General features: G+C 63.0%; 15 protein-coding genes. 5 read left to right on the forward strand and 10 right to left on the reverse strand.

Annotation, left to right across the window (positions count from 1 at the left end; translation table 11 throughout):
• Positions 1-104: 104 nt before the first annotated feature.
• From VIZ63_RS04565 to VIZ63_RS04575, 3 genes are all read right to left on the reverse strand, one after another.
• Complete coding sequence (locus VIZ63_RS04565; protein WP_331608332.1) at positions 105-1,400, reverse strand: RNA polymerase sigma factor; 1,296 nt, start codon at positions 1,398-1,400, stop codon at positions 105-107.
• Entirely contained in the window at positions 1,397-1,759 is a 363-nt protein-coding gene (locus VIZ63_RS04570) for a YciI family protein (RefSeq protein ID WP_331608333.1), read from the reverse strand. The genes VIZ63_RS04565 and VIZ63_RS04570 overlap by 4 nt, the downstream gene beginning before the upstream one ends.
• A gap of 73 nt (positions 1,760-1,832) precedes the next feature.
• On the reverse strand, positions 1,833-2,018 hold the full coding sequence (locus VIZ63_RS04575; protein WP_331608334.1) for a hypothetical protein: 186 nt from the start codon (positions 2,016-2,018) through the stop codon (positions 1,833-1,835).
• 305 nt (positions 2,019-2,323) lie between these two features.
• On the opposite strand from VIZ63_RS04575, the gene VIZ63_RS04580 reads away from it, so the two are divergent.
• Positions 2,324-3,307 (forward strand): ketopantoate reductase family protein, encoded by a 984-nt coding sequence (locus VIZ63_RS04580; protein WP_331608335.1) that lies wholly within the window; start codon positions 2,324-2,326, stop codon positions 3,305-3,307.
• 136 nt (positions 3,308-3,443) lie between these two features.
• On the opposite strand, the gene VIZ63_RS04585 is transcribed toward VIZ63_RS04580, so the two are convergent.
• The gene (locus VIZ63_RS04585; RefSeq protein WP_331608336.1) at positions 3,444-3,671 is read right to left on the reverse strand and encodes a hypothetical protein; all 228 of its coding nucleotides are present in this window, start codon (positions 3,669-3,671) and stop codon (positions 3,444-3,446) included.
• A gap of 188 nt (positions 3,672-3,859) precedes the next feature.
• Between VIZ63_RS04585 and VIZ63_RS04590 the strand changes: the two genes are divergently transcribed.
• Complete coding sequence (locus VIZ63_RS04590) at positions 3,860-4,624, forward strand: ParA family protein (protein WP_331608337.1); 765 nt, start codon at positions 3,860-3,862, stop codon at positions 4,622-4,624.
• Between the two features lie 45 nt (positions 4,625-4,669).
• Here VIZ63_RS04590 and VIZ63_RS04595 read toward each other — a convergent pair whose 3' ends face one another.
• From VIZ63_RS04595 to VIZ63_RS04620, 6 genes are all read right to left on the reverse strand, one after another.
• The gene (locus VIZ63_RS04595) at positions 4,670-4,912 is read right to left on the reverse strand and encodes a hypothetical protein (RefSeq protein WP_331608338.1); all 243 of its coding nucleotides are present in this window, start codon (positions 4,910-4,912) and stop codon (positions 4,670-4,672) included.
• A 321-nt stretch (positions 4,913-5,233) separates the two neighbouring features.
• Complete coding sequence (locus VIZ63_RS04600; protein ID WP_331608339.1) at positions 5,234-5,941, reverse strand: DUF6901 family protein; 708 nt, start codon at positions 5,939-5,941, stop codon at positions 5,234-5,236.
• Complete coding sequence (ppnN, locus tag VIZ63_RS04605) at positions 5,938-7,353, reverse strand: nucleotide 5'-monophosphate nucleosidase PpnN (RefSeq protein ID WP_331608340.1); 1,416 nt, start codon at positions 7,351-7,353, stop codon at positions 5,938-5,940. The genes VIZ63_RS04600 and ppnN overlap by 4 nt, the downstream gene beginning before the upstream one ends.
• Complete coding sequence (locus VIZ63_RS04610; protein ID WP_331608341.1) at positions 7,350-7,904, reverse strand: L,D-transpeptidase family protein; 555 nt, start codon at positions 7,902-7,904, stop codon at positions 7,350-7,352. The genes ppnN and VIZ63_RS04610 overlap by 4 nt, the downstream gene beginning before the upstream one ends.
• A 289-nt stretch (positions 7,905-8,193) precedes the next feature.
• Positions 8,194-8,562, reverse strand: coding sequence for a hypothetical protein (locus VIZ63_RS04615; RefSeq protein WP_331608342.1), 369 nt, complete (start codon positions 8,560-8,562; stop codon positions 8,194-8,196).
• 116 nt (positions 8,563-8,678) lie between these two features.
• The gene (locus VIZ63_RS04620) at positions 8,679-10,838 is read right to left on the reverse strand and encodes a LysM peptidoglycan-binding domain-containing protein (protein ID WP_331608343.1); all 2,160 of its coding nucleotides are present in this window, start codon (positions 10,836-10,838) and stop codon (positions 8,679-8,681) included.
• Between the two features lie 283 nt (positions 10,839-11,121).
• Here VIZ63_RS04620 and VIZ63_RS04625 point away from each other — a divergent pair, with 283 nt between their 5' ends.
• From VIZ63_RS04625 to VIZ63_RS04635, 3 genes are all read left to right on the forward strand, one after another.
• The gene (locus VIZ63_RS04625) at positions 11,122-11,952 is read left to right on the forward strand and encodes a PEP-CTERM sorting domain-containing protein (RefSeq protein WP_331608344.1); all 831 of its coding nucleotides are present in this window, start codon (positions 11,122-11,124) and stop codon (positions 11,950-11,952) included.
• Between the two features lie 86 nt (positions 11,953-12,038).
• Complete coding sequence (locus tag VIZ63_RS04630; RefSeq protein ID WP_331608345.1) at positions 12,039-12,614, forward strand: hypothetical protein; 576 nt, start codon at positions 12,039-12,041, stop codon at positions 12,612-12,614.
• Positions 12,572-12,748 carry a hypothetical protein gene (locus tag VIZ63_RS04635; protein ID WP_331608346.1) on the forward strand — a complete coding sequence of 59 codons (177 nt, stop codon included), beginning with the start codon at positions 12,572-12,574 and terminating at the stop codon, positions 12,746-12,748. The genes VIZ63_RS04630 and VIZ63_RS04635 overlap by 43 nt, the downstream gene beginning before the upstream one ends.
• Positions 12,749-12,752 lie beyond the last annotated feature (4 nt).

Below are 12,752 nucleotides of genomic sequence, written 5' to 3' on the forward strand. Positions count from 1 at the left end.
ACGGGGTACACGGGGAAACGCGGGGTGGAAGAATTGCATTTTCGTAACCTTCTCTCACCCAGTGTCACCCCGTGTACCCCGTGGAGACTCTTAGTCTGATCTCGTCAGGTGCAATGAGGATTCGTACTCCGGCGCGACGTACCCCCGCCGTCGTCCTGACTGCCTTCGATGAGCTGGTCCAGGTGCTTGCGGATATGGCCGGCCTCGGCGGCGGTGTTCGCCAGCGACAGTGCGCGGTCGAACGCGAGTCGGGCATCGGCCTTGCGATCGAGCTGCAACAACAGCGCGCCGCGGGCGCCGTGAAAGTAAAAATAACCTGCGAGCGGCTCCGCCAGCGGCTCGATCATGGCGAGTGCAGCGGATGGGCCGTGGATCTTGCCCACGGCTACGGCGCGATTGAGCGTGATCACCGGCGAGGGCTGCACCGCTTCGAGCACTGCATAGAGTCGATCGATCTCGCCCCAGTCGGTGTCCTCGAACGTCGCGGCCTGCGCATGCACTGCGGCGATGGCAGCCTGGATCTGATATGGACCGACGTGCCTCATCCGCAGGGCCGCATCGACCAGCGCCAGGCCCTCGCCGATCATGCCGCGATTCCACAGGCGACGGTTCTGCGCTTCGAGCAGAACGATCTCGCCCGCTTTGTCGAGCCGCGCTGGCGCGCGGGCATGCTGCAACAACAGCAGCGCGGCCAAGCCCATGATCTCGCTCTCGCCGGGAAACAGCTGCAGCAGCAATCGCGACAACCGGATGGCTTCCTCGCACAGCGGCGCACGCAGATGGACATCGCCGCCGCTCGCGGAATAGCCCTCGTTGAACAGGAGATAGACCATGGCTGCCACCGTGGCGAGGCGTTCGGAGCGCTGCCCGGCACCTGGCGTTTCGAATGGCACATCGGCGACGCCCACGCGCCGTTTGGCACGCGTGATCCGTTGTTCCATGGCCGCCTCGGTCACCAGGAAGGCGCGCGCGATCTCGCGCACAGACAGACCGCAGACGATGCGCAGAGCCAACGCAATCTGCTGGGTCGCGGGCAGTTCGGGATGACAGCAGATGAACAGCAGACGCAGCACGTCATCGCGATACTGCGAGTTGTCCAGTTTCTCCGCGAGCGGCGTCTCGGTGTCGTCGGTGTCCGAGATCACATCGTCGGGCGGCAGTTCCTGCAGCCGGCTGTTGCGACGGACTTCATCGAGCGCAAAATTGCGCGCGACCAGGATGAGCCACGCCACCGGATCGTTCGGCGCGCCATTCACCGGCCAGCGTTTCAAAGCGCGCAGACAGGCTTCCTGAAATGCTTCCTCGGCCGTATCGAGATCGCGGAAATACCGCAGCAGCGCCGCAATCGCCTGCGGTCGCGCATTGGTCAGCGCAGCGTCGATCCAGCCGAGATCGGTCACGGAGCGGAGCCTCCGTCAAAGAAGTCACGCACCGGACGGATTTCCATGGAGCCAGGTGGCTCGACGAGCTGGCCTGCAATCGCGGCCGCTTCTTCGGCGTTCTCGCAGTCGACGATATAGAACCCGAGCAGTTGCTCCTTCGTCTCGGCGAACGGGCCATCGAAAATCGCTTTCGTGTTGCCCGAGCGAATCGTCGTCGCCGTCGTGGTGGGCTGCAATCGAGCCACCGGACCCAACTTGCCGCGCGCCGCCAGCCCCTGCATGACCAGCTGGTGCCGGGCCATCACGGCGTCATCTTTTTCCTTGCTCCAGGTACCGACCGCAGCCTCCTGGTTGTAGCAAATAATCGCGTACTGCATGGGGCACTCTCGATGGTTGATCGGAGGCGAAGTATGCCGCATGCACCGGACAGCCAGGACCAACTGCCGGGAGCTATGGACGGCTGCGCTCCTGGCGCGGCGATTCCGGCCCCGTCGGCGCCGGCGCTGGCGCTGGCGCATCAGAACGCAGCCGCGGCTTGCGACCACGCAGTTTGCTTGCGACGAATACTGTCAGGCCGCCGGCAGAGGTCGTGCCGGCAACCGCCCAGGCGGCAGCGGCGAGACAGGCTGGGCACATGATTGCGAGACTCCTTGGGTGACGATGAGTCAAGGACGTGGGGGTGCGGCAGCAGCCGACATTTTTTAAGCGGCGAAAGTGTTCAACCGGCGAACTGGCTGACTCGCAAACCGGCTAACTGGCTGACTGGCTAACTGGCTGACTGGCTGACTGGCTAACTGGCTAACTGGGCTACTGGCCAGAAAGGAGATCGAGCGCTTCGTCTCTTGCCAGTTAGCCAGTCGGCCAGTCGGCCAGTCGGCCAGTCGGCCAATCGGCCCATCTCCCCATTTGCTCATCCGTGCTTTCGCCGTTAGCCTGCGTGCATGAGTACTTCCCGCGACTTCGACTTCGTCATTCTTGGCGCTGGCGCCATCGGCTCCATTCTCGGTGCACATCTCGCCAGGGCCGGTCACTCCGTGGCCATGCTGGTTCGCGAACGACGCGCTGCCCAGCTACGTGCGGAAGGTCTGAAAATTCGCGGCTTGTCCGAGTTCGACATCGAGGTGCCGGTACTGACGGATGCGTCGCAGCTCGAACACGCGGGAGTGCTGATCGTGGCGATGAAGACGATGGGCACCGCGGCAGCACTGCAGCCGCTGCATCACGTCAGGATCGACACGGCCTTCTCGATCCAGAACGGCGTCTTCAAGAACGATCAGTTGATTGCGGCGTTCGGTCGCGACCGCGTGCTGGGATCGCTCGCCGACACCAGCGGCGAACTGATGCCCAGCGGAGAAGTGCTTTTCACTCGCAACATCAACTTGCTGGTGGGCGAACTGAGCGGCGAGTTGACCCAGCGCGCCGAATCGATTGCAGCGACGATCGATCGTTCCGGCGTACGCTCGACTGCCGTGCCGGACATCCTCGGCCGCGAATGGTCGAAGTTCGTGGCCTGGACCGGTTTCATGACGTTAGCGGTGGCGACGCGCTCGACCACCTGGAAGTACCTCGCGGACCCGGATACCGCCGTCCTGCTGGCACGCACGGTTCGCGAAATGGGCGGGCTCGCCAGCGCCAAAGGCATCGCACTCAACGATCAGGCCCTGCTGCCTGTGGCTTCGATGTGCCGCGGCACCGAAGCAGAAGCGATCGAGACAATTCGTCGCGCCGGGGAGGCATTCAAAACCAAGGTGCCCGACCATCGCATGTCGGCGCTGCAGGATATCAATGCCGGCCGGCCGCTGGAGATCGACGATACCGTGGGAGAAGCATTACGCGTCGCCGCGCGTCACGGCCTGGCGATGCCGGTACAGGAATCGCTGTATCACCTGGTGCGCGGCCTGGAACGACTCGGACGCGATCGATAGCAGATCGGACCAGACCAGATAAGGATCTCCACGGGGGACACGGGGAACACGGGGAACACGGGGCGAGAACCGAACAATGAAAGACCTCTGCTCCGACCCTGTGTTCCCCGTGTCCCCCGTGGAGAATTTCTCAATCCTAGTCCCTTTGCAGTGATCGCCGGCGCTGGCGCGCGAACTGGAACAGAGTCGCCGTCAGGACTGCGCCTGCGATCGCCAACGTTGTATGCGGGGCGACGACGAGCGCCAGGCTCGTCAATGCGAACAGCGCAATCGCGAGGCAGAAACCGGCGATCTGCGGCGCGAGATGGCGCAGTGCGCCAAGCGCATCGTCGAGTTCGTCGATCCAGAGCAACAGAAATTCCATGAGAATCCTCGGGTGGTCGGCAGCGACTCTACGCGGACCGGTACACGGATCGATGTGAGCAGGCTCACAGCCACCCGTTACGACCAACGGGCAGCCGAGTGACGGTCGTCACAAAGTGAACCTTGATCCTGGATTACCCTCTGCGTAGGCTCAGGGCTAAACGCCGGCCGGACGGCAAGCGATTCTGAATGCAAAAGATCGTCGTATTGAATCCCAAAGGCGGCTCCGGCAAGACCACCATCGCGACGAATCTGGCGAGCTACTTTGCTGTTTCCGGCCTGCGGCCGACCCTGATGGATCTGGATGCCCAGGGCTCCTCGACCCGCTGGCTCAGCAAGCGCGCCAAGGGTCAGCACCCCATCCACGGCATCGCCGGCTACGAGCGCAACTCGCGCGTCACGCGCAGCTTCGCTACCCGACTACCACTCGATACCGAACGACTGGTCATCGATACGCCCGCAGCTCTCGAGGTGCAGAGCCTGCCGGACATCACGCGCAATGCGACCGCCATACTGGTCCCGGTGCTGCCCTCTGACATCGACATTCATGCCGCCGCGAAATGCATTTCCGATCTGCTGCTGATCGCGAAAGTGAAACGCGATGAGCAGCGCATCGCCGTCATCGCCAACCGCGTGAAGAAAAACACGGTGATGTACAAATCGCTGATGAAATTCCTGGAGACACTGCAGATCCCCGTCGTGACGACGCTGCGCGATTCGCAGAACTACATCCGCGCCGCCGAATCCGGGACGGGGCTGTTCGAAATGAAGCCGTACCTGGTCAGGGAAGATCTCGATCAGTGGGTGCCGCTGGTCGGCTGGCTGGAACAGCGAACTCCGCTGACACTGCAGGCGGGCGTGCCTGCGATGACGTCGGCATTACGTGCCAGTGCGATCGCGCCGACGCCGGATGCAACACCAGCCGCGCCGGCGGCAGTCGCGATTCCGGACTGAAGAATTTCACACAGAGTCGCCGTTCTCTGTGATCTCCGTGAAATCTTACTTCTTCTCTTTGTCCCAGCCGTGACGGACCTTGTCCGTCCAGCTCTTGTAGTTGCTCCAGCTATGCAGCGTTCCAGTGATCGCAGCATGGCGCGAGTTGGTCGGCTGGGCACGCTCGAGCCAGCTGCGCTGCACCTCGCGTACCGGAGCGCCCGTGCGAACCACCGAACTGCCGGCCTCGCCGACCCACGCCCGATGTCGACCGGTCGCTGTCAGCTCATCGCTCTTGTGCTCTGACATGATGGTGTCTCCTGTTGTAAGTCACGGTAATGACTTCCGGGCAATGCACGTGAGGAACTGGATCACAGGGACGACGGCATGGCGCAGGACTGCGACAGTCATCTCAGAGCACGAGCGATTCGTGCCGCGCTTCGTCAGGCAATGACGCAATTTCACCCGCGACTTAACAGACGATTATTGTTGTTTGCGCGGGAAGAGAAGGAATCGAAACATTTCACACAGAGTTCACAGAGGCCACGGCGTAAAGAAAATCGACAGAAAATCCGTTTGCGCATTCTGACTCTGTGATCTCTGTGATCTCTGTGTGAAATCTTCGTCTTCTCAGCTCGGCTCCGCCGCCAGCAGCGCAGCGAACGCAGGTTTGATCTCGTCGAGGATTTCGTGGATCGCCGAGGGCACGAGGCTGCTGTAGACGTCGAGCAGCACGATGGCGTTCACGATGGCGTCCTGGCGACTGGCGGCACGCAGTCGCTGCGCCATGCCTCGATTCACGGAGTGCATGCCGTGGTACACGCTTTCCAGATTGTCGAGATTCAGATCCGCCGTGCCGCCTGCGCGCGCCTTGAAATGCTGCGCGACCAGGTACATCGCGGCGACACGGTATGCCGTTTCTGATTCGTTGGAGAACGGCAGATGGAAGCGCGCCATCGGACGGAAGATCGCGGTGCGTGGACAGCCGCTGGACGCCATGATGAGCCCCATCAACGAGGCGAGCGCCTGTTGCGCAGACAGAGTCGCCACGACGGCCCGCTCCTCACTCTCCACCGTCACCCGTACCGTGTCGTACGACACCAGGTCCGTGAATCCATCGATGACGCTCGAGAGATGGACCGCGGCCGGGCAGTGCCTGGTCTTTTCCTTGTCGAGCGGACAACCCGCACACTGGTGAAACGGCAGTTCCGTCCAGGCGGGCGGATTCGGGTCCGTCGGCGAGGGCAATTGCGCGGTGTCGCGATCGAGCTGCAGGTCGAAAACGCGTTCGCGGGAATCAGGCAGGGCAAATCGGTACGTCGTTTTCAGAGCACTCATGCGACCAGCCGGTAGCAGGGCCGGTATTCGCCGGCTATTTTCATGCGTTTCTGTGCGACGAACGCGGCCAGCAGCTCATCCAGCAACGTCATGACCTCCTTGTCGCCGTGCAGTTCGAACGGGCCGTGAGCCTCGATGGCCTGCACGCCCTGTTCTTTCACGTTGCCCGCAACAATGCCCGAGAACGCACGCCGCAGATTGGCAGCCAGCACGTGCGGTTCGAGTTCGCGGCGCAATTCGAGCTTTGCCATCGCCTCGTGCGTCGGCTCGAAGGGGCGCTGAAAATCCGGCTGGATGCTGAGCAACCAGTTGTAGTTGTAGCCATCGCGATGCGAACGGCGGAATTCGCGCACCGCTTCGACACCGCGCGCCACCTCGCGGGCGGCCTGTGCCGCATCGCCGGTGACGATCTTGTAGCGTTTCTGCGCGGCCGGACCGAGCGTCGCGCCGATGAAGCGATCGATCTGCGCAAAGTACGCGGCCGACGACGCCGGCCCCGTAAAGATCACCGGCAGCGGCTGAGCGACATTGGCGGGATCCAGCAGGATGCCAAGCAGGTAGAGAATTTCCTCGGCGGTGCCGGCGCCGCCCGGAAAAACGATGATGGCGTGAGCCGTGCGCACGAACGCTTCGAGCCGCTTTTCGATGTCCGGCATGATCACCAGCTGGTTCACGATCGGATTCGGCGGTTCGGCGGCGATGATGCCGGGCTCGGTGAGGCCGATGTAACGGCCGTCGCGGATGCGCTGCTTCGAATGGCCGATGGTGGCGCCCTTCATCGGACCCTTCATGGCGCCCGGTCCGCAGCCCGTGCAGACGCTCAGCGCGCGCAGGCCCAGTTCGTATCCCACCTTCTTGGTGTAGTCGTACTCGGCGGAACCGATCGAGTGACCGCCCCAGCACACCACCAGATCCGGCCTGCCACGGTAGTCCAGTACCCGGGCATTGCGCAGGATGTGATAGACCGCGTTCGTGATCGCGGACGGGTCGTTCATGTCGAAACGGTTGTTGCCGAGGATCGCGTCGTGGATGTAGACGAGATCGCGCAGCGCCGCGAAGAGATGCTCCTTGATACCGCGGATCATCTGGCCGTCGACGAATGCACTCGAAGGAGCGTTGCGGACTTCGAGCTTGATGCCCCAGGCCTGACGGCCGAGGCGGATTTCGAAATCCTTGTAGCGATCGAAAATGTCGCGGATGTCGTCGGTCTGCAGACCCGACGACAGCACGGCGAGCGCGCAGCGACGGAACAGCTGGTAGACGCCGCCCTGCCCGGCGCTCATCAGTTGCGCGACTTCACGTTGCGACAGGTTTTCGAGACTGCCGATCGGCGAGACGCGCGCGTCGACGAGCGTGTCGGAGTCGTGACCGGAGAGCGAGACCGACGTGCCAACGTCGTGCGCGGGTGTCACGGCTGAATCTCGATCGGCGTATCCGGCGGCGTCATCAGCCATATCTCCACCATGTCGGAGTTGGAGACTGCGATGCAGCCCTCGGTCCAGTCGATGTTCGAATAGTAGTCACGCGGTTTGCGCGGGGTGTTCGGTTGGCCGTGAATCATGATCGCCCCACCCGGCCGCTGCCCCTGGCGGCGGGCACGCGCGATGTCCTGATCGTTCGGGTACGACACCTGGATCGACAGGAAGTATTCGCTGTTGGGATTGCGGCGCGTGAGCTGGTACTTGCCTTCGGGCGTACGAAAATCGCCCTCGAACTGCTTGTGGCCCTCCGGACGCAGGCCGAGCGCGACCTTGTAGCTGCGCAGCACCTTGCCGGCACGCAGCAGCTCCAGCGTGCGCTTCGACTTGTTGACGACGACGTAGTCCGCCAGCGGCAGACCCGATTCGACACTGGAGCCGGCGATGGCCGACGAGGACAGCGGCCCGTCGGCGCGAACGCCGAAAGCCAGCAGACTCCACAGGCACAACAGACCCCATTGCAACGATCGATCGATCAACGGCATTCGTTTAAGCCCGGTTCGCAACATTCGATGCCCCGTGAGTATATAGCCTGCTTATGTTTACACGCTCGAGCAAGGGCTCCGGCGTGCCGTCATCTTGGGATCGGGTTCACGAAAGCCGTGACCGACATCACCTGACAGGAAGGTTACGGCAATGCCGTAGCCATCTGTGCCGAGCGCGTCCAGGAACAAGCGAGGATTCCCGCGGGCACGGGGCGAAATAGCGACAAAGACATATTCCCCCGCCCCGTGTACCCCATGGAGTTTTGTCTTCGGGATCCTCGACCCATCCCTAGTCCCTGGCCTCCAGGTGCACGGCGATACACTCGAGGCCGGGACCGGTTTCAGGAACCAGCCGGTAGCGACTCCCGGCGGAAACCTCCACGCTAAGCGAGAAGCGACTGGTGCTCTTCGTCTCCTGCACCACACAATCCACGAGCAATTCATGACTCCCGGGATCGACATCGACTCCGCTTTGAGTGATTCCCAGCGTGTGCCCGTCGACCTGCCGCAGCAACGCCGACACCGGCACACCTGCGGTGAAACGCAGGTCGCCACTGATGTGGGCGACCTCATCCCGATCGCGCTTCGCCCCGTCATAGGCCTGCTGGGTCATGCAACCGGCGAGAGCCAGCAGCGTCACCATCATTACTGTCCGCATGTCTTGAAATCACCTCGAACATCGGATCTCACACAGAGGGCACAGAGAGCACAGAGGTCCAGACTGGCTCTCCTGGACTCCCCAATCTCTGTGATCTTGGTGTGAAATCCTGATCTTTACCCGCCCGATCGGGCAGACGCACCGTTGCCATTTACCGGTTCGACCGTGGGGATGACCAGTTTGGTTCCCGGACGGACCGAACCGAAGTCCATGTCGGGGTTGTACTGGCGCAGCAGCCAGATCGGAATGTTGTAGCGCTGTTGCGCCAGCACCCAGATCGACTCGCCGCTCTTCACCGTGTGATGCACATCGCCGCTGATACGGAACTCGGTGAAGAAAGACTCCTGCAGCTGGCGGTGATACGCCGTGCGGCGCGCCTCGAACTGGTCGGGGGTGACCTTCGAAAAATCCATCCTGAGCTTGCGACCGATGATGACCGGCGTCGCAGCGCCCATGCGATTGAGCTTGCGCACATGGCTCGCGCCAACTTCCAGCCATTCGGCGTAATGACCGATGGTTTCCGCGGCCTGCACGCGAATCGTCGCGCCATCGACCGAATAGTCCGCCGGATCGGCGGACGACGCCGCCTGCGCGCCGGGCAACAACGTCGGGCCGATTTCTTCGGCTTCCCTCTCCGATGCGGGTTCGGCTGCTTCGGCAACCGAGGCGACTTCCGCTGGCTGTGGTGGCGTCACGATATCGACAGGCACGCTCGCCTCGGCCGGCGGTGCGACTCGCGCCGACGCTGCGAGTGCGAGCACCTGGCCCTCGTAGACGAAGTTGCGGTTGCGGATGTCGTTCATATCCATCAGGGCCTGCTCCGTCATGCCGTGCTTCGAAGCAATCCGCGAGAGCGTATCGCCGCGCCGGACCACGTAACGGTTCTCGCTGCCCACGACGCCGGTCTGCGGCGTGCCGACTTTCGGCGGCGCTTCCTTTTCGGCACGCGCGACCACGATGGCCGGCGCCGCAGCACCGGGCTTCACTGGAAGTGTCAGCACCTGGTCGATATTGATGCGATACGGACGCCGCAGGCCATTCATTTCAGCGAGCTGCGTCATGCCGATGCCGTAGCGGCCTGCGATGGTGGACAGCGTCTCGCCCTTGCCGACGCGATGCTGGGTGTCGGCCACCTGCGCATCGAAGGTCTCTCCTTTCGCCAGCTGTGCGACCACCTCTTTCATGTCGACGCTGGCTGGAATACGGAAATCGAAACCACGCGGCACGTGTCGCGAACCGTTCCAGACGACTGGCAGCAACGAGGGGTTCAGCCTGCGCAGCACATCGCGATCGACCTGCAGGGCCGCGACCAACTGGCCTGCGGGCACATAACCGTCCAGCGACAGCACCTGGCTGTTGTCGACGGGGTCCATCTTGATGGGTCCGAAGAATTTGGTCGGATCGGCATCGATCTCGAGGGCGGCGAGGAACGCCACATAGAAATTGCGCGAGGCGAATCCGAACGAGCGGCTGCTGTAGTTGCGCACGATCGTGTGGATATCGCTCGTGCCCATCTGCTCCTTCGCCCGACGCATGCCGGCAGTACCATGGTTGTACGCCGTCAGCGCCAGCGGCCAGCTGCCCAGCACGATGTAGTTCTGTTCGAGGAATTTGCCCGCGGCTTCGGTGGCCACGTACGGGTCGAGGCGCTCGTCGACGACGGCGTCGATGCGCATGTAGCGCCGGCCGGTCGCGCGCATGAACTGCCACATGCCGGCAGCGCCCACCTTCGAATAGGCATAGGTGTTGAACGAGGACTCTACATGGGGCAGCGCCGCGAGTTCCTTCGGCAATCCCATCGCGACAAACGTCTTTTCGATATGGTCCTTGTGCGCGCCTGAGCGAATGACACCTTCGAGGAATCGATCGGCCTGTCCGAGCTGGAACCGCACTTCCTCCGATGCCTGCTCGAACCGCGCGCGCCGCGTGCTCTTGGGCCAGAGCGCTTCGACCCGCCGCTCTTCTTCACTCAGGTTCTCCGCACCTGCGGCCAGCCGCTCGAGGATGCGGCTGTATTTGCGCTTGATGTCATCGAGGCGCCTGGAACGTTCCTTCGACGAGAGATCGCGCGGCAGCTGGATTTTCTCGTACACGACGTCCAGACGCACGGGATCGTGGATCAGGCCGCCGTCGGTGCCGACCTCGGTATAGATACGCCGCCAGAACGCGATGTCGTGCTCGAGTTCAGCCGGCCGCGGGAAACCATCGCTGGCGAACGCCTGCGATCCCGCCAGCACCAGAAACATCACTACGCCACAGAAGATCGATCGGAACATGACAACTCGATTCGCAGAAAAAACACTCGCAGGCGCAGACTATGTAATCACGTCGCAGCACTCAATCCTTTCGCATGAGCGAAACCCTGTCAGTGCCTGGGACACTCCCCGAGTCGGGTTCGCTTACACCGCGCGTGCGTCGCACGCCGCAGCCATCTGCCTCAGGGACAAACGCCCCGCTCAAAGCGCGAACGAGGTCTCACTCCTGACACTCGCCGGGGTCATTTGATCCGTTTTGGCCCGCAAGGACGTTGCGCGGCATCTCGCTTGCAACTCCTCACGCATGAGTAATCGCGACCGCCGGCCCATCTCCCTGCCAAAAATTCTCGCGCTGCTGCTGGTGCTCAGCGTGCTCGCGTCCGCCCTGGTCAATGCACCGGGTTTGTGGCGAGCAGAGACACCACTGACTGCCCCCTCACCAGCGCAGCACCCGATCCATGCGCCCGGTGTCGAACCGGATCCTGCGCTCACGACGCCATCGATTGCGTTCCCGCATCTGACACAGTCCACGCCCGGCAAGGCGATCTCGCATGAGTTCGACACCGCAGCAACCGCCGAACCCACGCAGGCCGAGTCCTTCGATAGTGAGACGAACGCATCTCAGTCAGTGACCGGTGACACTGACGCGACGAGCGACGCCGATGGTTTTGTTGCGTTCAGAACGGCTTCGCGCCTCGCCCCGAACATCGGCGGTTCGCGCCGTGGCTCCGGTGGCAGGCCGTCGGGCGGTGAAGCTCCTGGCGGTGCGCCGGGACCCGATGCCCCTGGCAGCGACACTGTCGTGAAGCCGGCCGTTCCAGAGCAGCCGGGCACTTCGACTCCGGACGCCCCACAGACGGACGATTCGCCCGCGCAGGAAACGCCGCCGCAAGGCCCCGACGCTGGCACGGACGTGCCGCCGGCCGACCCGACTCCTGGGGAGAATCCACCGCCGGGCACAGGTACACCGGGTACTGAACCGCCTGCGCCTACGCCGCCCGTGGACTATCCCATTTACATCCCGCCGAACGAGAAGCCGGTCAACGTGCCAGAGCCTGCCACGCTCGGATTGCTCCTGCTTGGATTGGCAGGGATTGCGGGCACACGTCGGCGACGTGCCACGACTCATGCGTGAGCTGCGGATAAGGAACTTCGGTACGCAGGCGTTCTCTAGATCCTGCGCACGGACAGGGAACGTGCGCGTGACGGGGATGCCTGCGGGTGCGGCCAAAACAACCTGGCCAGAACAAGTCGATACCGCGAGCGCTGGTGGCGTGCATCGTCGTCGGACTGCATGCCCTGTTGCTGCTGGTGGCAGCGCACATCCGACATTCTCTGCATTACAGCCTGCCCGACGATGAGCCGTTTCTCACGTGGGTCGTCGTGCCTCCGCCTGAACCGCTCACGAATTCCAGCGACGCCGCCAGCGCTCCATTGCCTTCATCGCCTGCGAGCCGCAGCACAGGGAGCACAGTCACTCACGAGTCGGCAACGTCAGTCGACGCGCCCGACGTGGCGCCTCGCAGGATCGATTGGGGCGCAAACGCTGCCTATCAGGCACGCAAAGCAGTCGCAGACGGCGCCACCGAACTCCATCGGAATCTCGGTCCACGCAAGCCCGGGATACCGCCCGAACCGGAGGCCCCCATCCTCTTCCCTCGGGAACCTGATGTCTTCGGTGAGATCGGCGAGGACGTGAATGGCGATCCGATCGTGCGGCTGAGCAAACACTGCTACCAGAACTGGAAAAGCGGTTGCCGACTGCGCGCGACTACGTCGATCCGGGCAAGCTGCTGATGCGCAAATGCACGATGCCTGTCGGCAAGCGTGAACCGCGCGGCGATCTGTTCGAACACCTCAAGAAGGATCGTCCGCTGCCGGCACCGAAAGCCGGAACCGTCGCAGAGCTACCGGAACCTCAGGAAGAATGAAAAG

Origin of the sequence: Povalibacter sp. (assembly GCF_036520495.1) — a bacterium.
Classification (GTDB): domain Bacteria; phylum Pseudomonadota; class Gammaproteobacteria; order Steroidobacterales; family Steroidobacteraceae; genus Steroidobacter.